This is a genomic window from Staphylococcus sp. EZ-P03, from assembly GCF_003344575.1.
Taxonomy (GTDB): domain Bacteria; phylum Bacillota; class Bacilli; order Staphylococcales; family Staphylococcaceae; genus Staphylococcus; species Staphylococcus simulans_B.
In genome coordinates, this window is sequence record NZ_QPMO01000001.1 from 343 (window position 1) to 21,612 (window position 21,270).

Here is a 21,270-nt window from a genome sequence, read left to right on the forward strand (position 1 = left end):
AAGCAGCAACTGCAGATTCTAAAGCGCAACCATCTAAAGCTCAAGAATCTAAAGAATTACCTGATACAGGTAACTCAACTGGTAACGCAACATTATTCGGCGGACTTTTCGCAGCATTAGGTTCTATCCTATTGTTTAGAAAACGTCGTCAAAATAAAGAAGAAAAATAATTTTACCAAGCATTTTTAAAAAATATTTTGAGATAGCTTGATAAGTTAGGGACGCGCCATAATAAGGTGCGTCCTTTCTATTTTTATGTAAAATTTAAAGATTAAGGAAACATTATGGTATAGCACTATGTTTAAGTTAAATTTAAACGGTCATACTATTAGCATAGCTACTCATTTAATAGAGCAAATTTCTATCTGACAGTAGGTAATTGGATTCAATGTATTAAAAATTAAATGAGAGGGCTTTTTATTGTTGGCAACTTTAGCATTTAGATTGATTTCCATATTTCGAAAGGGGACATTCGGAGCATGAAAGAACAAAAAAATAAATTAATTTCCGATGCAAGCCGCAGAAATAGATATTCTATCCGTAAATTCACGGTAGGCGCTGCATCTATCGTAGTCGGTGCAACCGTTTTGGTTTAGGAGGCGAAGCAAGAGCAGCAGAAACAACTGCGACACCTCAAAACAACAGTACAAGTACAGATAGTACTTCAAATGACACAGCCAACCAAGACAAAACATCAACAAACACAACAACAGAAGGTACTACTGATACTTCAACTGCAAATACATCTCAAACAACTCCTGCTGAAACGACACAAGAACAAACAACAACATCAGAACAACCAGCAGCAAATGAAACAGCACAAGAGCCGACAACAGCACCAAATGAAACAACGAAAGAATCAGCAACATCTACTAATGAAACAACAGCACCAACTAATGAAACATCCTCACAAGATCAGACAGCAAAAGACACTACAGCAAACACTTCTGAAGCAACGCAATCAGAATCTGCAGACTCAGCAGCTTCTCAAACTAAAGAAACAACTGCTCCAGATACAACTGCGCAAGACACTGCAGCAAAAGAGACAAATACTGCAAAACAGAACGATACAACGAAAGAGACACCGGCAACTGAAGAAAATTCAACACAAACACGTTCTGCAGATACATCTCAACCGACATCTAACGAGACAACTCCAAAAGACACTCCTACACAGCAACAAAATCAAACAAATGATAGTTTAACATCACCGCAACCAGAAACAGTTGAACAACCAGCAGCAACACAAAATCAAACAGCACAAGATAATAATTTGACAACTAGTGAACCTGGGTCAACTAACACTGGAGATACAGCACCAACAGAAGCAGTCAATACACCTCAAACATTAGAAGCAGTAGATACGAACACATTACAACCAGAAAACGGTACAGTTGCGAATACTGGTTTAACAGATAATCAAGAAGTTCAGGAATTAGCGGCACAAGCAGGTGTTGAAGCAACAGATTCACCTGAAGTAGCAATGGCTAAAATGCTGCAGCAATCATCTGATAACAAAGATGCGAATACAATTAATGCTACAAATACACAAACAACTGCAAATCGCAGATTAATGTCAGCTTATTCAGCTGAAGCGCCGCAATCTACTACGGCAAATACAACAACAGCAACAGAAGCAGCACCAGTACCAACAACTTTCGCTTCACCAGCACAAGGTACAACAACACCGATTGTAGCTGATGCACTTGCGAACGGTTATATTAAAGCACAAACAGATGCGACAAACGCACCAAATACATTGTCTGGACGTGCTTGGGTAGTGGATAATGGTACGCCTGCAACAATGTCAAACGGTCTTACAGCAGTACCTGAAGGTACAGATGTCTATATGCAATGGATTGATACAGATGGTGCTGTATCACCTGTATATACAGCTAAAACAAGTAACCAAATCAGCAGCAGCGACGGCAGCCAAGTTGGTCCAGGTGCTTATGCTTTCGACCTGCGAGAAGGTTGGGAAGACTTAAACGGTAAAACTCATAAATACACTGCAAGCGGCGGTCAAGATTATCGTTTATGGATTAACGACTATCAAACTGAAAACGGCAATACAGCAACAATGTTGCGACAAGCCGGTGGTTTCTTCCCTGGTGCTTATGTAGATTCTGTAACGAATTCAAACCTAGGGCAATTCCCATTAATCGGTACGAATATGCAGCGTACAGGTATCTTTATGGCAGTCAAACCGACAAGCGGTTATATGACAACACCTGAAGCTGAACAAATTCACGATACAGAAGGTCCTATATCAGCACCTTCAGTCAGCTTAAATACTAAAAACACAGTCAGCGGTAAAGTTTGGTTAGAAACAGGTGCAGGCGACTATGCCAACTCAGCAACTGGACCAAATGATAACGCAGCTGATCCGCAAGCAGATGGCTATACAGTTGTCATGTCATCATTAACTAAAGAAGGTGCAGATGCTTATAATGCAGAAGTTAACAGCTTGCCTGAAAGCGAACGTTCAGCAGCTGCAAAAACATTATTAGAAGCGCATCCTGAATATATCTCTGCGACAGTTTATGGTGAAACAGACCAAGACGGCAAATACACATTGCGTTTCCCTGAAGGTACATTAAATCCAAGTTATATGTATGGTTATGTTAAAAATCCTGAAGGCAATATTGTGAACACTTATTCTTCATTCACAAACCCTGAATTCAGAGCACCAAATACAAACTTATCTTGGACACCGCAAACTTCACCAGCACAAAACTTAGTGCAGAATCCAATGTGGTATAACGTGAACTTTGCAGTAGTTCCAACAGCTGATATCTCATTAGACGTATTAAAATATGATGCGGTTACAACACCAGCAGCACCAGGCGCAAATGTAGATATCGCATTACCAGGTACGACAATGTCACCATTACCTACACACATTGAGTGGAGAGATTCATCAGGTAATGTGCTAGTGAAAACACCTGAATTTACTACTACAGAAGAAGGCGAACAATTAGGTAAATTCCAAGTACCGACAGATGCACAAACTGGCAGTATTTATACAGCATATCTTGTAAGTGGAGGTAACGATGTTGCGGCAGACTCATTCATTGTTCAAACATTCGAACAAGTTTATGATCCGACAGCAAATGAAGTTACAAACCCTTACAATACACCGACAACAGAGAACCAAGTGATTGATAATGTAACAATTCCAGATTATCCAGCAGATCAAACACCACCGACAATTACAGTGGATGATCCTACAACATTGCCAGACGGTACAGTACCAGGCACAGTGGATGTTCCGGTAACAGTGACTTACCCAGATGGTACGTCAGATAAAGTAAATGTACCGGTTACAACAGCAACACCGCAAAGTGATCAATATGATCCAATCGGTACACCTGTCAATAAACCTAACGGTACACCGACAACAGAAAATGATGTTACAGGCAATGTAACAGTACCGAACTATCCAGCAGATCAAACACCGCCGACAATCACAGTAGATGACCCTACAACATTGCCGGATGGTAATACACCAGGTACAGTCGATGTTCCAGTAACAGTGACTTACCCAGATGGTTCAACAGATAAAGTCAACGTTCCAGTAATTACAGGCGATACAGATGCATCACAATACGATCCGACATCTAATCCGGTTAACACACCATACGGTACACCGACAACAGAAGATGATGTTACAGGTAATGTAACAGTACCGGACTATCCAGCAGATCAAACACCGCCGACAATCACAGTGGATGATCCTACAACATTGCCAGACGGCACAGTACCAGGTACAGTTGACGTTCCAGTAACAGTAACGTATCCAGATGGTTCAATCGATCAAACAACAGTATCTGTAACAACAGGCAATCCTCAAGCAGATACGTATGATCCGACAGCAACACCAGTGAACAAACCAAATGGTACACCGACAACAGAAGATGACGTTACAGGTAATGTAACAGTGCCGGGCTATCCAGCAGATCAAACACCGCCGACAATCACAGTGGATGATCCTACAACATTGCCGGACGGCACAGTACCAGGCACAGTAGATGTTCCGGTAACAGTAACATATCCAGACGGTTCAACTGATAATGTCAATGTTCCGGTAACAACTGGCACAGCAATGACAGAAGATTATACACCTACAACGAACCCTATTGAACAAAATGCGGGTGTCGCAACAACTGAAAACGACGTAACAAGCAATGTGACAATCCCTAACTATCCAGCGGAACAATCATTGCCTCAAGTTACAGTCAACGATCCGTCAACATTACCAGACGGTACAGTACCAGGCACAGTCGATGTTCCGGCAACAGTAACTTATCCAGATGGTTCAACAGATCAAGTGAATGTTCCGGTAACTACACGTCCAGCTGCTCCTGAAATCAATCCTATTGAAACAGGTGCAACAACAGTAACTGGTAATGGTTATCCATCAGGTACTGTAACTGTCTATCTGCCAGACGGTACAACACAAACGACACAAGCAGATACAAATGGAGCTTGGACAGTAGAATCTAATACGCCATTGAATACTGATGATGTTGTAAGTGCATTCCAAACTGTCGGAAGCAATTACAGCGGTCAGCCAAATGAATCTGATTTAAGCGAAACAACTGTTGCGGATACTACAGCACCAGATGCACCGCCGATCAACCCAATTGAGTCAGGTTCAACAACAGTGACAGGTACAGGTGAACCTAACGGTACAATCACAGTCACTTATCCAGATGGTGCAACAAGCACATCAACAGTCGACCAAGACGGCAACTGGACAGCAGATGTACCAGAAGGCACTGTGCTTAACCCAGGCGATAGTGTAACTGCTACACAAACAGATGAATCAGGCAACGTATCAACACCAAGTACAGAAGTTGTAAAAGATACAGCAGCACCAGATGCACCGCCAATCAATCCAATTGAATCAGGTGCAACAACAGTGACAGGTATCGGCAATCCTGGCGATACAATCACAGTCACTTATCCAAATGGTTCAACAAGCACATCAACAGTTGACCAAGACGGCAACTGGACAACAGATGTACCAGAAGGCACAACATTAGTAGACGGCGATAGAGTTACAGCAACTGCAACAGATGAATCAGGCAATGTATCAACACCATCAACAGGCGTTGTAACAGATACAATCGCACCAGATGCACCGCCAATCAATCCAATTGAATCAGGTGCAACAACAATTACAGGTACAGGTGAACCAAACAGCACAGTGACAGTCACTTATCCAGATGGCTCAACAAGCACATCAACAGTTGACCAAGACGGCAACTGGACAACAAATGTACCAGAAGGCACAGTATTGAACCCAGGTGATAATGTCACAGCAACACAAACAGATAAAGCCGGCAACACATCTACACCAAGCAACCAAGTTGTAACAGATACAATCGCACCGGATGCACCACCGATCAACCCGGCAGAATCAGGTGCAACAAACGTAACGGGTACAGGTAATCCTGGCGACACAATTACAGTGACGTTCCCTAACGGCAATACAGCAACAGGCACTGTAGATAATGACGGCAACTGGACAGTCGATGTACCAGCAGATACACCATTAAATGCAGATGATGTAATCACAGCAACTGCGACTGACGAATCAGGCAACACATCAACTGAATCATCAGTAACAGTGACAGATACTGTAGCGCCAGATGCGCCAGTTATCGATCCTGTTGATGAAGGAGCAACAACTGTTACAGGTACAGGCACACCAGGCGACAATGTTACAGTGACATTCCCTGACGGCAATACAGCAACAGGCACTGTAGACAATGACGGCAACTGGACAGTTGATGTACCAGAAGGTACAACAGTTAATAAAGGTGATGTTATCACTGCAACAGCAACTGACGAAGCTGGCAATACGTCAGATGAATCATCAGTAACTGTTACAGGCAAAGCAGATAATGCGACACCGCCAGCGAACGATGATAATCAAGGCGGCACAACTGTAGTCACTCCAGAACCGCCAGTTATCAACCAAGTTCCAGAAGAAAGTCCATCTGTGACAGGCACAGCAACACCAGGCAACACTGTAGAAGTCACATTCCCAGATGGTCATACAGAAACAGCGACAGTGAACCAAGAAGGCGGCTGGTCTGTACCTGCTGTAGAAGGAAAAGCGCTTGAAAGCGGCGAAGTTATTACAGCAGTAGAAACTGACAAAGCCGGCAACACTTCTAAAGTAGTCAGAGCAATTGTCGGAGATAATACAGGTTCTGAACCAGCTGAAGAAGCACTGCCAGATACAGGTCAAAATGACAATGCTAAAAACGCAACATTATTCGGCAGCTTGTTCGCACTACTAGGTTCAATCTTCTTATTCGGCAAACGCCGCAAAGAAGACAAAGAAAAATAAGAACTGAAAATCAGTATAGATTTTAAGGGGCACATCTCATTTGAGGTGTGCTTCTTTTTCTTACATAATAGAATTAACGCTATGTATTAAAGTATTGCATTTTAACGCAAGCAAAAGCCGATTTTGAAACGTTTAAATATATAAAATGAAGAAAAGGTGATGTCATGATTAAAATAAGCGATTATCCTTCACCCATCGGTTTATTAACATTGATGAGCGAAGATGATGTCTTAACAGGGGTTTATTATCCAGGACAAATCAATAAAGATAATCCGCATTATGAGAAGGTGCAGATTAATGAGGTGCCTGTTTTACAGAAAACAAGCCTTTGGTTAGATGCATATTTTAAAGGAGAAAATCCTGAAATTGATTTTAAATATCATGCTTCAGGTACAGAATTCAGAGAGCAAGTATGGGAAGAATTAACGAAAATACCTTACGGTGAAACAGTCACGTACGGATCAATTGCACAAAAGATTGCTAAGCTTCGAGGTAAAACAAAAATGTCGGCACAAGCAGTCGGAGGTGCAGTAGGAAGCAATCCTATCTCTATTATTATTCCGTGCCACCGTGTTGTAGGCCATAATCGTAAACTTACAGGGTACGGCGGCGGATTGGATAATAAACGTTATTTGTTGCAATGTGAACATCATGATTTGAGTCAGTTCAGCGAATAAGCATCAGCCCATTGATGCAAGAACTTCACAGCTTTTAAATAGACAGCTTCTGCTTCAGTATTAAAAGTACGGTCAAAGTCATGTGCGTCGCTGTCAACCGCAACTAATTCTGCATGGGCAGCATGCTGCATAAGACGCAAGCTTTCGTGATAGGGCACATCGATATCTCTTTTCGCATGTGCAATAAATACAGGAGGTAATTGTTTTAAAGAGGCGTTATCTAAATTCAAAGTATGTCTCATTTCATCAGTAATACCGGTATAGTCAAACCATTGTCCTTGGCCGCGTGTATAGAGATAAAGCGGATATCTGAATTGTGCATGGCCTTCAATGATAGGCTCAGGCTGAATCATAAATTGAATCATCGCTTCGTTTAAATGCGCAGTCATTTGACGAAATGCTGCATGCGGTTGTATCAATTCAGGAAGCGCAACTTGTGCGAAACCATAGAAATCAAGCACACCTTGGACATTGCACTGACATGCAGCCTGCAATGCAAGAAAGCCGCCGGAAGAACGTCCGAAAGTAAAGCATGGCAGATCAGGATATTTTGCAAAAACTGCATCAAATACACATAAAGCATCTGACATAATCGTATCGATTTTTGCTTCAGGCGCAAGACGATAAGGGGCTTCTGCAAGATAAAAGTGTTCAGTGAATAATGCAATCACTTCAGGAGGCAAATCATGCGGTGTTCCTGCAATCAAACCGCCGCCATGATAATAAACAATAACCCCTTTCGGTGTTTGTTTTGGTGAATGTATTTGAATAGGTAAAGCAAATTTGTCTTGAGTCAGAACGGTAACAGTGTGTGACGACATAGTAATTCCTGCTTTCTTTCTAATTGAAATGTATGAATAACTCTATTTTAGTGGTTAAATGATTAAATAGGTAGCGAGAAGTTGAAAAAGGAGCAGATGAACATGAATGTGTTCATCTGCTCCTGATTTTTTTACGGTTGCACCATTGCGCCGATTAAGCCGAAACCGACAGATAATACGACTAAGATAACACCGAATATTATAGAAACTTTTCCTGATAACTTGCATGTTTTATAAAGCAGCAAGCTGAATAAATAACCAGATAATAAAGTTTGGAGATTAAATACTCCTAATACTTTATTTCCACTGTCAAATATATTCAAGCTGGTAATTGAAATTTGTGCAACGTCTAAACCTACAATCGCTTGAATACCTACAACTACGAATGCGACAAGCGAACTGATTAACAATGCGAAGAGTGTACCTGCAAAGATACTTCTTTTTCTTACATCTGATTTAAAAATTCTCGCAATGCCCCAAACAATCAGATAGGCAAACAACAGATAGAATAATTGCCCGACAATTCCTGAAATAATAGTTATGGGAATCATAAAGGACTTGAATTGTTCAAGTTGTGCTTGATTCATTTCTTGATTGCTGTCTTTTAAGACTTGTGCCCAATCCGTAGCAATAGAATTAAGCCATAAAGTTGCAAGTGCGATTACAATCCAAATGATTAAGTTGATGATCCATTTCGGATGTTCTCTGTACTTTTGGAAGTTTGAACCTAATAGTAATTTTGAATGTTCCATGCTGTACTCCTTCTCTTTTTTATTTCAACAAAAGCGTATCATAATTGTTTATTATAATAAATAGGTTTCTTAAAATTGAAAAATATACTTTAATTCTGCATTTTCATGCAGTGTTTTTGATAAAGATTATAGAATCAATATTAGAGGTTAGTTAAAGAATTTTAATTTCTAATTTAATTACAGTAAAGGTATTTATTTATTTTTAAGTTGTGATATTATGCAAATGAAGTAATAAAATCAAAGCAAGGAGAGAAAATCAGTGTGAAGAAGAAACTTATTTGGATTGCTTCGATCATCGCAGCTGTTTTAGTCTTATTTATTGTTGCTGTGATTGTGAAGAATGCAACCGGTACATCGAATAGTGAGGATACATATCAAGTCTTTAAAGTTAAAAAAGAAAGTCCGTTAACTATGCAAGGCAAGGCTTCTCCAGAAACAGTGAAGTCTTATAAAAATAATTCGTCGATAGGGGATTATATCAATACTACTGTTTCAGACGGCCAAGAAGTTGAGAAAGGTCAACAAATTATTACTTATAATACTAATAATCATCAACGTCAAAGTCTTGTAAATAAAGTGAATGAAGCAGAACAAGCAAGACAAAAGGCACAAGAAGCGGTCAATCGCGCACCGAATGATACACAAGCGAATCAACAATTATCTGATGCACAAAGCCAGCTAGATAAAGCGAATCAATCTTTAAATCAATTAGATAATCAAATCAATGACAGTTTGTTTGCGGCATTTGACGGCAAAATCGAAATCGAACAAGATGAAAATCCTAATGAAGGAGATACTATTCTGCAATTGATTTCAAAAAATCCGCAAATCAAAACAACAGTCTCTGAATATGATTTAAGCAAAATCAAAGAAGGCCAAAAAGTCGAATATACTGTAAGCAGTACAGGGAAAAAAGGTTTCGGCGAAATTTTAAAAATCTCTGAATTGCCGACAAACTATGAAGAACAATTAAACAGCGGCGGTATGAGCGGCGCAGCAGCCGCCCAAGGCGGAGACTCATCAGAAGAAGGTATGGATACAGCACAAGCGTCAAATCCAGTTGTGAATGATATTTCCGGCAAAGGAGATGCAAGTGATGCATCTAAATATACGGTGCTCATCGGACAATTGTCATCACCGGTACGTCCAGGGTTATCTTTAGATGCAGCTGTTGCGACAGATAAAGTGAAACTGCCTTCTAATGTATTAGGCAAAGATAATACTGTTTATGTGCTGAATAAAGATAATAAAGTTGAGAAGCGGAAAGTGAAAATTGAAAAACAAAATGGCGATATTTATGTGAAGTCAGGCGTCAAAACTGGAGAACGTCTAGTGAAGCACCCGAAAGCATCTCTGAAAAATGGTGATGCAATAGAGGTGAAACAATGATTAAGCTGGATAAGATTAATCGTTCTTTTAAAAATGGCAACAAGGTGAACCATATCTTAAAGGATATTTCCCTGGAAATAAAGAAAGGGGAATTCATCGCAATTATGGGTCCTTCCGGTTCAGGGAAAAGTACGCTGATCAATATTATCGGCTTCATTGACAGAGGTTATGAAGGCAACTATTATTTCAACGATAAAAGTTATAAAGAAAGTTCTGATAACCAACTCGCAGAAATCAGAAACCGTGTGGTAGGATTTGTCTTTCAAAACTTTAAGCTGATTCAAAATAATACAGTATTAGAAAATGTCAGTATTCCTTTAGTTTATGCAGGTATCGGCAGTCAAGAACGCAAGCAGCGTGTAATAGAAACACTGCATAATGTAGGGTTGTATGACAAAGAGCAATTAGTACCCAATAAATTATCCGGAGGTCAGCAGCAGCGTGTTGCGATTGCGCGTTCTGTAGTCAACGAACCGGAATTCATCATCGCTGATGAACCGACTGGGGCATTAGATTCGAAAACATCTGAGGATATCATGCAGTTATTTACACGTTTGAATGAGGAAAAGCATACGACCATGATTATGGTGACACATGATAGAGCTGTCGCAGAAAAAGCAGACCGCATTATTCATATCTTAGATGGACGCATCCAAGAAGAAGAGGTGGTAAAATGAACCGATTTTCAAACATTCTGGCGGTATCATTACGCTCTATTATGAAAAACAAACGACGCAATATCTTTACAATGATCGGTATTATTATCGGTATTGCGGCAGTCATTACCATCATGTCTTTAGGTAATGGATTTAAGAAAACAGCTAATGAACAATTTTCAGATTCAGGTGCCAGCAAAGATACAGCTTTAATCAGTTATATGCAATCTCTGGATAGCAACAGCAATGATAAAATCGATCCGTTTTCACCTAGCGATATCACTTTAGCAGAAAATGTAGAGGGTGTTGAAAAAGCACAGAAGAAACAAGATAAAAACCAGTCATTCAAAGCTAAAGTGACGAATTCTCAAAAGAACGGCGATGCGAACATATACATTAATAAGCAGTATAAAAAGGTCAGTAAAGGCAAAGGGTTTACAGAAGATGACAATGATTTAGCTGAAAAAGTAGTAACGATAGATAAAAAGTTAGCGAAATCATTGTTCCATCAACCCAAAAAAGCTGTAAACCGTACCTTATATATTAATGGTCAAGGTTTTAAAATTGCAGGTGTCACTAATGGTGATCAATTTGAAACAAATACAGTGCATATGCCGACAAAGACTTTTGAAAGCTACTTGCCGAATCTGACACAAGATTTTGTACAGTTGGAAGTGAAAATCGAAGAAGGTTCGAATAAGAAAGACGTTGCACAAAAAGTCGCAAAGACTTTAAGTAAAAAAGGCACCGGACAAGCCAACGGCAGTTATCAGTACTCTGATATGGAACAAATGATGAAGGGTATCGAAAAAGTATTTGATGCGATTACTTATTTCGTAGCGGCAGTCGCTGGTATTTCACTATTCATTGCCGGTATCGGTGTAATGAATGTGATGTATATTTCAGTTGCTGAACGTTCTGAAGAAATTGCAATAAGACGTGCTTTCGGCGCAAAAGCAAGAGATATCGAAATACAGTTCTTAGTTGAAAGTGTGGTCTTATGTTTAATCGGGGGCATCATCGGATTAGTATTAGGTATTGCTATTGCCTCTCTTGTTGATGCGGTCACACCGGATTATATTAAGAGTGCAGTGACTCTAGGATCTGTGCTGCTTGCTGTAGGTGTCTCATCTTTAATCGGTATTGTTTTCGGTTGGATTCCTGCACGTGCAGCAGCTAAGAAAGAATTAATTGATATCATTAAATAGTCTTTTTTTAACCGGGTGAACGTTAATGTTCCTCGGTTTTTTTATAATGAAAATATCGGGTACATTTTAGAGAAGCAGTTGATTATTTCTTTGAAAGTGGATATGTTTAATTTAACGGATTAAAAACGTTGTGAAAGGGGGTACAAAGGTTTTGGATATTAAACAAATGGGATACTTTATCGCAGTGGTACAATACGGGGGTATGACGAATGCATCCAGAGAGTTGTTTATTGCACAACCGACAATCAGTAAAGCAATTAAAGATTTAGAAAATGAACTCGGCAGTGCTTTATTTGATCGCAGCAAGCGTCATTTAACCTTAACAGACAGCGGTGAAATCTTTTATAAAAAGTCATTGGAAATTATGAATCTATTCGAGAATCTGCCGAAAGAAGTCAATCAGCTTAAAGGACTAGAAGCAGGACACATTAGCATTGGTTTATCAGCGGTTATGAATATGAATAAATTCATTGAAACATTAGGAAACTTCCACCAACTGTATCCAAACATTACTTATAACTTAGTAGAAAACGGCGGTAAAGCGTTAGAGTCTCAAATTATCAATAATGAGATTGATATCGGTATTACAACACTGCCTGTAGATAGTGCAATCTTTGAATCGATTCCGCTCTACACAGAAGATTTACTTTTGGTTGTCAGCGAAACACATCCGCTTGCAAATAGAGAGGTAGTAGAGATGCATGAACTCGCAAATGAGGACTTTATCTTATTTAATGAAGATTTCTATTTAAATGATAAGATTATTGAAACTGCGAAGCGGTCTGGCTTTGTACCGAAAACGATCTCTAAAATTTCTCAGTGGAATTTTATCGAAAACTTATTAACTGCCGGATTAGGTGTCAGTATTCTTCCGGAAAATATCGTTAAGATGTTAAACGGTCCGATACATAGCTCAAAGATTAATGATTCTGCGATGCGATGGCAATTAGGAGTTATATGGAAGAAAGAAAAATATATTAATTATGCGACAAGAGAATACATTGATTACATGAAATCATCATTGACGATGCAAGATTAAAAAAGAGCGGCGTACTTTACAAACAGTTGTAGGGTACGCCGCTTTTAAAGCATAAAGTTTGTTATATACGATATAGGGGTATATGGTATATGTAGCAAGAAAGGAAGGATAGAATGCTTTATAGATTAGGAGCTGCAGTTATAGCTTCAGGTTTATTATTAACTGCTTGCGGGACACAAGAGCAATCTGACAAACAATCAGAACAGCATCAAATGGAACATAATCAAAAAAGCGATGCACCAAAGCAAATGAAACAAGCTAAAGACAGCCAATTTAAAAAAGGTGATAAAGTCATCTTAAAAGAAGGGCATATGCCGGGCATGATGAATGCTGAAGGCAAGGTTAAAGGTGTTTATCACACAAAAGTGTACCAAGTCAGCTATGAACCGACGAATGGCGGTAAAAAAGTAAACCATCATAAATGGGTAGTAAATGAAGAAATCAAAGATGCGCCGAAAGAAGGATTTAAAAGCGGCGATCAAGTTACTTTAGAAGCGGACCATATGAAAGGTATGAAAGGTGCTAAAGCAACTATTGATAAAGTTGAAGATAAAAACGTATATGTGGTGGATTACAAAGATACTGACAATGGCAAAATGGTGAAAAACCATAAATGGATGACAGAAGATGAATTAGCAGCAGATCAATAAAGTTCATCTAAATGTCATAAAGCGGTTAAAAGCGAATGTTTGCAGCAAAACCTGATTCAAATCAATCTAGAACTGTCATACTTGTGCGTTTAAGCAAGATTACAGCAGCGGTTGTTCGGTAAAGCCGAGCAGCCGTGTTTTTGCGAAGCAATGCCGAATGCTAACAATAGGATAAAGGGGTAAATACTGTATGGCCATGGTGTAATCTTCAGAAAGTTTCGATTTGAATGAAAAGTAATAGATGGTATCGCTTACATAGAAAAAAGTAATAGATACTATCTAAAATCGATATTTTTATGATACACAAAATTGTCATACAATAGGGAATGTAAGTCAAAAGAATATGTATAAATGATGATGGACACTTAGGTTCAGACACCAGAACCGATATGAAAATGACCATTTATACAGTTAAACAAAAGAAAGGTGTTAGCTTATGATATCGAAAGTTTTAAAGATTATCTTTCAAATTATCTTGATTATGGGCATCACGTATTTAGGCAACACCCTTCAACGCCTTTTGCATATTCCATTAGCTGGAAGTATCGTCGGCCTAGGACTCTTTTTCCTACTTTTACAATTTAAAATTATACCTGTCAAATGGGTCGAAGCGGGTTCCAACTTCCTTTTAACAACGATGGTCTTTTTCTTTATTCCATCTGTCGTTGGTGTAATGGATATCATAGGCGACATTCACCTTAATTTTATTGTGTTCTTCGGCGTCATTATTCTCGGCACAATTGCTGTCGCTTACGTCTCTGGGCTTATTGCCGAGAAAATGGCTAGAAGACTCCATGGTGATAAGGGGAGTCACACATCATGATTATTATTAAAGACATCATTATGATCTTGCTCACAGTATTCATGTATCTTGCAGCTAAGAGATTACACAAACGGTTCCCAAGCCCGTTTTTAAATCCAGCCTTAGTTGCTTCAATCGGAATTATAATCGTGTTATTATTATTCCGCCAGAATTATAATTCTTACATGGCCGGCGGACATTTAATCAATTATCTGCTGAGCTGTACGGTTGTATGTTTAGCATATCCGCTGTATATTAACCGTCATAAAATCTTTGAGAATTTTAATATTATTTTTACAAGCGTATTAACTGGCGTATTACTCAACTTTGTGTTAGTTTATTTCTCGTTGAAGATTCTAGGCTTCGATAAGGAAGAAATTGTAACACTGTTGCCAAGATCAATTACTGCAGCAGTCGGTATCCAAGTATCGCATCAGATGGGCGGTGCGGATACGATTACAGTATTGTTCATTATTACGACTGGTTTAATCGGCAGTATGCTTGGTTCAATGCTGCTTCGCATGGGCAACTTCAGAACTTCCATTGCAAAAGGGCTTGCATTCGGAAATGCATCTCATGCGTTCGGTACGGCTAAAGCACTGGAATTGGATTTAGAATCTGGTGCATTCAGTTCAATCGGTATGATTTTAACTGCAGTTATCAGTTCTGTATTATTACCGATTCTCATCATTTTGTTTTATTAAGAGTTTTATATATAACGACGCTCAAGCATAACGAAGTATCAAACACTAACTAAAGGGTAGTTTGAATACAGTTACTTTTTTTAATGAATAGAAAGGGGCTATTTTTAAAATGGCAAAAATTAAAGCAAATCAAGCACTTGTAGAAGCGTTACTACAATGGGATATTGATCATTTATACGGAATCCCTGGCGACTCAATCGATGCGGTAGTAGACAGCTTGCGTACAGTAAGCGAACAAATCAAATTCTATCATGTTCGTCATGAAGAAGTAGGAAGCTTAGCAGCAGCATCTTACACTAAACTTACTGGTAAAATCGGCGTGTCATTAGCAATCGGAGGACCAGGTGCAATCCACTTATTAAATGGTATGTATGACGCTAAAATGGACGGTGTTCCTCAATTAGTATTAGTTGGTCAATCTAACAGCAACTTATTAGGAACTAAAGCTTTCCAAGAAACAAACTTATTAGACTTATGTAATGATGTTTCTGTTTACAACCGTCAAATCAGCGAAAAAGATGATGATATCTTCGGTATCGTAAACGAAGCTATCAAAACAGCTTATGAGAAAAAAGGTGTGGCAACTTTAATCTTGCCTAACAACTTATTAACTCGCAAAGTTAAAGACACAACTAACAAACCAGTTAATAAAAAACGCCCAACAATCCCAGCTCCAAACCAAGCTAAAATTAAAAAAGCAGCTAAATTAATCAACAAAGCTAAAAAACCTGTATTATTAATGGGTACTGGTGCTAAACATGCTGGTCCGGAAGTAGAAGCTTTCATCAACAAAGCTAAAATCCCTACAATCATTACTTTACCAGCTAAAACTATCATCCCTGATGATCACCCGTACAACTTAGGAAACATTGGTAAAATCGGTACTAAACCAGCATATCAAGCAATGCAAAATGCTGACTTATTAATTATGGTTGGTACAAACTATCCTTACGTTGACTACCTACCTAAGAAAAATATCAAAGCAGTTCAAATCGACGTTGATCCGAAAGCAATCGGACATCGTTTCAAAGTGAACGCTGGAATTATCGGCGACGCTAAAACTTCATTAATCGAATTAAACGACTTAGTGAAACCAGTTAAAAGCCGTAAATTCTTAGACGAAGCTTTAGATAACATGAAAACTTGGAAAGAATGGATGCAAAAAGACCTTGATAACGATGCATTCCCAATTCGTCCAGAACACTTAATGGGTGCAATCAACAGAGAAGCAGACCATGATGCTGTTTACTCAATCGACGTAGGTACATCTACAGTTTGGTCTACACGTTACCTAAGCCTTAAACCAAGCAACGAATTCATTATTTCAAGCTGGTTAGGTACTATGGGCTGTGCATTACCAGGAGCAATTGCTTCTAACGTAGCATTCCCTAACCGTCAAGTTATCGGTATCGCTGGTGACGGTGCATTCCAAATGGTAATGCAAGACTTTGCAACTGCAGTTCAATACAACATGCCGATGGTTATCTTCATCATGAATAACAAAGAATTGGCATTCATCAAATATGAACAACAAGCAGCTGGTGAATTAGAATATGCTATCGACTTCTCAGATATGGATATGGCTAAATTCGCTGAAGCATGCGGCGGTGCTGGTTACACATTGAAAGACCCAGCAGACATCGACACTATCGTTGAAGCTGCATTAAACGAAGACCGTCCAACAATCGTTGACGTACACGTTGATGCTAATGCTGCACCACTTCCAGGTAAAATCGTACCTGACGAAGCAATCAACTATGCTAAATGGGCATACAGATCTATTACTGAAGATAAAAAATTAGACTTAGAAGAAATTCCACCGCTTTCAGTAGCAGCAAAACGTTTCTTATAATTTGAAAGATAATCAAATATAATTTCTAATATTCAAGCAGCGTGTAATGATGCATTTCATTACACGTTGCTTTTTCTTTTTAATAGATATTGAAATATTCAGTTAATTCAACTATAATCAGGATATTATTCAAAATGGAAAGCAGGGGATTGTGCTTATGATGTTATACCTTCCAATAGATAATGATTTGAAACTCGTGCAGCCAGAAATACAAATGGCACAATCGTTATTTAATGTGATTGAGCAAGAAAGAGCGTTTCTTTCAACTTATCTTCCTTTTATTGATCACACGCTTTCAGTTCAAGATGAGATAGAATTTATTAAATTGATGCTTGCACATCAATCAAGAGGCACAGGCAGATTATTTTTAATTTACTATCAAGACCAGCTCGTAGGTACGATAGACTTGCATCAAGTGAACCAAGATCATCAGAAAGCTTGGGTAGGCTATTGGCTGAGCAGTCAATATAATGGTCGAGGGATTATGACACGTTGTTTGACTGCATTATGCGACTTTGCATTTAATTCATTGAACCTGAATAAATTATCAATTCATGCGAATATCAAAAATGAACCAAGTATAAACGTAGCTAAACGTGCAGGATTTCAATATGTCGGTACGGATAAAGAAGAATTGTATGAACGCGGACAATATGAAGATTTTGTAAGATATGCATTGCTTAAGCGCGAATTCAATTCACAAAATTCATTATAAATTAAGGTAACGCCTGTCAACGTTTAAAGGAGTTTTGTTATACTGATAACGTAAGTTTCGAGATAGGAGTTGTCAGTAATGAATGAGCGTAAATTAGTCGCAGAAAGTGAAATAGAAGTCAACGGCTATGACATAGATGCAATGGGCATTGTCAGCAACATTGTATATATCAGATGGTTTGAAGATTTAAGAACGTTATTTATTAATCAGCATATGAATTATTCTGAAATGATGAAACAATCGATTTCTCCGATTTTGATGCATACTGAAGCAGATTATAAAATACCAGTCACAATTCATGATCGCCCAGTAGGCAGATGCTGGTTAACAAAAATCAGCCGAATGAAATGGGTCTTTGAATTTGAAATCAGTTCAGGTGATAAAGTACATTGCAAAGGTATGCAATACGGCGGATTTTTCAATTTGGAAGAACAGAAAATCATCCCTGTTCCAGATGTCTTCAGAAATATTTAATGCATAATAGTAATAGTCAATCTTCGAAAACACTTGTTTTCGGAGATTTTGTAATATACATATCAGAAAAGAGGCATGATAGGCATGACACAAAAGCAACATCCGCATTTAACAGCGCTTAAAGCTGCTTTCCCTCAAACCATCCCCATCTTTGCGGGTTTTTCTTTTATCGGCATTGCGTACGGGATTTATATGCATTCGTTAGGATTTCATCCTATTTATGCAATGTTGATGAGTACATTGATTTTCGCAGGTTCTATGGAATTTGTGGCCGGCAGTTTATTGCTTGCGCCGTTTAATCCTTTTAGTGTCTTTATTCTGACGCTGATGCTGAATTCCAGGCATTTATTTTATGGTATTTCGATGTTAGACCGGTTTAAAGGCACAGGCAAATATAAACCATATTTGATTTTCGGAATGTGTGATGAGACCTTTGTCATCAATAATATGGCAAATGTACCTAAACATGTGGACCGCACATTGTTTATGTTTTATGTCACATTGCTCAATCAAATTTATTGGTTCTTAGGCACAACAGTCGGCAGCTGGTTCGGCGTGTTTATCAAGTTTGATACTACAGGCTTAGACTTTGTGATGGTTGCTCTCTTTGTGGTCATTTTCTTAGAATCATGGCTTAAAGAAAAGAATCATGTCAGTGCACTTATCGGGTTAATCTTACCGACAATTTGCCTCATCCTATTCGGTCCGAACCACTTTATCTTGCCTTCAATGATTTTAATTGTCATTGCTTTAACGTTGTTGAGAGGCTATTTCAGCAGAAAGGGTGTGGCTTAATATGACTTTGACGCAGCAAATTATCACAATCGGTGTGGTCGTCATCGGGACAATGTTAACTCGTTTTTTGCCGTTTCTGATTTTCTCGAAAGACAAGCCGACACCTAAATTTATTCAATATCTCGGTACTGTACTGCCTGCTGCAGTATTTGGATTTTTAGTCGTCTATGCTTTACGCAAAACACCTGTGTTAACCGGCAATCATGGTTTGCCTGAACTTATCGCAATACTGGTCATCATCTTATTGCATGTCATTAAACGCAATATGCTGATATCTATTGCAGGGGGAACGATTGTCTATATGTTATTAGTGCAATTTGTATTTTAAAAGCAATCCATCATGGTGCATGGATTGCTTTTTTAAAATTATAGTTGTTTGTTAATGGCTTTCTTCGAATCGATTTGTTTTCCAAATAAAGACAGAAAGCATCCATATCAAAATGAAGACCGCAACAAGAATATAACCTAAGTGGTCGAATTCAATGGCTGCGATAGTATTCCAAAAGCTGCCTTGCAAATGGAAGTGATCAATCAGAATTTGCATAAGTTCTACCATACCGATGATAAGTGCCGCAATGACAGATATCGCAGTGATTGTGATATTGTAATAGATTTTGCGTACAGGTTTTAAGAAAGCCCAATGGTATGCGGACTGCATTAATAGGCCGTCTAATGTATCTAACAAACTCATGCCGGCCGCAAAGAGCAGCGGCAAGGCTAAGATGCCGATGAGTGAAATGGATTGTTCAGAGGCCCCTGAAGAGAGCGCCAGCAATGCAATTTCACTTGCAGTATCAAATCCTAATCCAAAGAGGAAGCCTAACGGCAATACGTGCCAGCTTTGATTGATACATTTGAAATAAGGACCGACGAAGCGGTTGATTAAGCCGCGTGAAGCGAGCAGTTCATCTAACTGTTCGTGGTGCAGATGCTCTGAACGCAAGCGCATAAACAAACGTATCAATGCGATAAGAATGATTAAATTCAAAATACCGATTAACAGTAAGAACATACCGGAAACAATGGTGCCGATGATACCGCCGACAGCTTGGAAAGCAGGGAGCTGATGTTTCGCAAAGCGGACTGAAATTCCCAGCAGCAACGCCATTATAAAGACGACACTGGAATGGCCGATAGAGAAATAAAAACCGACGCCGATCGGATTTTTCTTTTCCTGCATTAATTTACGTACTGTATTATCGATTGCGGCAATATGGTCAGCATCAAAAGCATGTCTCAGTCCTAAAGTATAAGCTAACAGTCCCATGCCGAACAGCACAGGATGTGTTTGTCCTGCGATAAATAAAAATAGCAATCCCAGCCCATGCAACGCTGCGACAATGAGCAAATAGGGGAGGATAGGTTGTTTAGGTACAAGATGATGATTCAATAGGTGTCAACTGCTTTCTGTTTAAATTTAGTATTAAGCAACGTTATTATTTTAATACTGAGACCAGTGAAAGTAAAAGGTTATTGTATGTTTTCAAAGAAAAAGACATCAGCGTGTATGTCATCATGTGTAAGGGGTAAAGGAAGTATAATGGTAATTTTAAGGATTGAAAGAGAGAGAGGTTTTGAATGTGTCAGACATCAATTATATTTCATCATTTGACGATGTGAACCTTTACAGCAAGATCACATTAGGGGAAAGACCTATCGCGAACTTAATTATTGTGCAGGGGTTAACGGAAGACTTAGATGATTATGATAGTGTGGCTTCGTTTTTTAATGAGTATGACTATAATGTAATTCGTTATGATCAGCGCGGTCATGGCAATACTCCCGGGGAAGAGAAGCTGTTGGACCATGTGGATGTAGTGATTGAAGATTTGAAAGCAGTTGTGGATTATGTGAAAGATAACTTGCACGGCAAAGTGTTTATCTTGGGGCATGGTGTAGGCGGTACGATAGCTACATTATTCGGTATCAGATATCCGCATCAAGTATACGGCTATATTTCTGCTGGCGGTTTATCGCCGACTGGCCAGCCGGTCTTTCGTGATGATGCGGTGGATCAATCTGTCGAGCTTCAAAGTCATGGCAGAGAAGAAAATTTGAAGAAGCATATGATGATTAAGACGTTTCGTGAAGCGGTACGCAAAATGGATATCGAATTTTCAAAGTTTGATGACAGAGTGTTGATTATGCATGGCGGCAGCGATAGAGTGGTAAGTTCGGATGATGCGATAGAGTTCTTCAAAAAATCCAAAACAACGCATAAAGCTTTAAGAATTTATGATGGGCTGGATCATGAGTTATTAAATGTATCTTCGTATCGTGGTATGTTATTATCAGATATTGTAAATTGGTTAGAATTTGAAATGTCGATGGATGAGGCAGCGAAATAATCAGATCCTCAAGATGATTTTTTT

The 21,270-nt window shown here is 38.9% G+C and carries 20 protein-coding genes; 17 read left to right on the forward strand and 3 right to left on the reverse strand.

Annotation, left to right across the window (positions count from 1 at the left end):
- The 4 genes from DVJ99_RS13450 to DVJ99_RS00025 form a co-directional block, all read left to right on the forward strand.
- Positions 1–170 (forward strand): LPXTG cell wall anchor domain-containing protein (locus tag DVJ99_RS13450; RefSeq protein WP_205527043.1); only part of this gene is annotated, 170 nt, incomplete at its 5' end.
- A 309-nt stretch (positions 171–479) separates the two neighbouring features.
- On the forward strand, positions 480–596 hold the full coding sequence (locus DVJ99_RS00010; RefSeq protein WP_114602651.1) for a YSIRK-type signal peptide-containing protein: 117 nt from the start codon (positions 480–482) through the stop codon (positions 594–596).
- Between the two features lie 677 nt (positions 597–1,273).
- Entirely contained in the window at positions 1,274–6,364 is a 5,091-nt protein-coding gene (locus DVJ99_RS00020; protein WP_114602653.1) for an Ig-like domain-containing protein, read from the forward strand.
- A 164-nt stretch (positions 6,365–6,528) separates the two neighbouring features.
- The gene (locus tag DVJ99_RS00025) at positions 6,529–7,041 is read left to right on the forward strand and encodes a methylated-DNA--[protein]-cysteine S-methyltransferase (protein ID WP_114602654.1); all 513 of its coding nucleotides are present in this window, start codon (positions 6,529–6,531) and stop codon (positions 7,039–7,041) included.
- Here DVJ99_RS00025 and DVJ99_RS00030 read toward each other — a convergent pair.
- Positions 7,026–7,862 (reverse strand): alpha/beta hydrolase, encoded by an 837-nt coding sequence (locus DVJ99_RS00030; protein ID WP_114602655.1) that lies wholly within the window; start codon positions 7,860–7,862, stop codon positions 7,026–7,028. The genes DVJ99_RS00025 and DVJ99_RS00030 overlap by 16 nt on opposite strands.
- 131 nt (positions 7,863–7,993) lie before the next feature.
- A complete protein-coding gene (locus DVJ99_RS00035; protein WP_114602656.1) occupies positions 7,994–8,614 on the reverse strand; it encodes a YIP1 family protein in 621 nt (206 codons plus the stop codon).
- A gap of 261 nt (positions 8,615–8,875) precedes the next feature.
- On the opposite strand from DVJ99_RS00035, the gene DVJ99_RS00040 reads away from it, so the two are divergent.
- The 12 genes from DVJ99_RS00040 (at position 8,876) to DVJ99_RS00095 (ending at position 19,226) form a co-directional block, all read left to right on the forward strand.
- Positions 8,876–10,003: an efflux RND transporter periplasmic adaptor subunit gene (locus DVJ99_RS00040; RefSeq protein ID WP_114602657.1), complete on the forward strand. Its 1,128-nt coding sequence runs from the start codon at positions 8,876–8,878 to the stop codon at positions 10,001–10,003.
- Positions 10,000–10,680, forward strand: coding sequence for an ABC transporter ATP-binding protein (locus tag DVJ99_RS00045; RefSeq protein ID WP_114602658.1), 681 nt, complete (start codon positions 10,000–10,002; stop codon positions 10,678–10,680). Before DVJ99_RS00040 ends, DVJ99_RS00045 begins: the two co-directional genes overlap by 4 nt.
- The gene (locus DVJ99_RS00050; protein ID WP_114602659.1) at positions 10,677–11,867 is read left to right on the forward strand and encodes an ABC transporter permease; all 1,191 of its coding nucleotides are present in this window, start codon (positions 10,677–10,679) and stop codon (positions 11,865–11,867) included. The genes DVJ99_RS00045 and DVJ99_RS00050 overlap by 4 nt, the downstream gene beginning before the upstream one ends.
- A gap of 151 nt (positions 11,868–12,018) precedes the next feature.
- Positions 12,019–12,906 (forward strand): cidABC operon transcriptional activator CidR, encoded by an 888-nt coding sequence (cidR, locus tag DVJ99_RS00055; protein ID WP_105993071.1) that lies wholly within the window; start codon positions 12,019–12,021, stop codon positions 12,904–12,906.
- A 113-nt stretch (positions 12,907–13,019) separates the two neighbouring features.
- Positions 13,020–13,556 (forward strand): YdhK family protein, encoded by a 537-nt coding sequence (locus tag DVJ99_RS00060; RefSeq protein WP_114602660.1) that lies wholly within the window; start codon positions 13,020–13,022, stop codon positions 13,554–13,556.
- Positions 13,557–13,992: 436 nt separating this feature from the next.
- Positions 13,993–14,379, forward strand: coding sequence for a CidA/LrgA family protein (locus DVJ99_RS00065; RefSeq protein WP_114602661.1), 387 nt, complete (start codon positions 13,993–13,995; stop codon positions 14,377–14,379).
- Entirely contained in the window at positions 14,376–15,062 is a 687-nt protein-coding gene (locus tag DVJ99_RS00070) for an LrgB family protein (protein WP_105993073.1), read from the forward strand. The genes DVJ99_RS00065 and DVJ99_RS00070 overlap by 4 nt, the downstream gene beginning before the upstream one ends.
- A gap of 109 nt (positions 15,063–15,171) precedes the next feature.
- The gene (locus DVJ99_RS00075) at positions 15,172–16,914 is read left to right on the forward strand and encodes a pyruvate oxidase (protein ID WP_105993074.1); all 1,743 of its coding nucleotides are present in this window, start codon (positions 15,172–15,174) and stop codon (positions 16,912–16,914) included.
- A gap of 157 nt (positions 16,915–17,071) precedes the next feature.
- Positions 17,072–17,629: a GNAT family N-acetyltransferase gene (locus DVJ99_RS00080; RefSeq protein ID WP_114602662.1), complete on the forward strand. Its 558-nt coding sequence runs from the start codon at positions 17,072–17,074 to the stop codon at positions 17,627–17,629.
- A 78-nt stretch (positions 17,630–17,707) separates the two neighbouring features.
- On the forward strand, positions 17,708–18,103 hold the full coding sequence (locus tag DVJ99_RS00085; RefSeq protein WP_114602663.1) for an acyl-CoA thioesterase: 396 nt from the start codon (positions 17,708–17,710) through the stop codon (positions 18,101–18,103).
- An 84-nt stretch (positions 18,104–18,187) separates the two neighbouring features.
- Positions 18,188–18,898 (forward strand): AzlC family ABC transporter permease, encoded by a 711-nt coding sequence (locus DVJ99_RS00090; protein ID WP_114602664.1) that lies wholly within the window; start codon positions 18,188–18,190, stop codon positions 18,896–18,898.
- Position 18,899: 1 nt separating this feature from the next.
- Positions 18,900–19,226 (forward strand): branched-chain amino acid transporter permease, encoded by a 327-nt coding sequence (locus tag DVJ99_RS00095; protein ID WP_114602665.1) that lies wholly within the window; start codon positions 18,900–18,902, stop codon positions 19,224–19,226.
- 51 nt (positions 19,227–19,277) lie between these two features.
- Here the strand turns inward: DVJ99_RS00095 and DVJ99_RS00100 are convergent, their stop codons facing one another.
- Entirely contained in the window at positions 19,278–20,288 is a 1,011-nt protein-coding gene (locus tag DVJ99_RS00100) for a HoxN/HupN/NixA family nickel/cobalt transporter (RefSeq protein WP_240430795.1), read from the reverse strand.
- A gap of 190 nt (positions 20,289–20,478) precedes the next feature.
- On the opposite strand from DVJ99_RS00100, the gene DVJ99_RS00105 reads away from it, so the two are divergent.
- Entirely contained in the window at positions 20,479–21,246 is a 768-nt protein-coding gene (locus tag DVJ99_RS00105) for an alpha/beta hydrolase (RefSeq protein WP_114602666.1), read from the forward strand.
- Positions 21,247–21,270 lie beyond the last annotated feature (24 nt).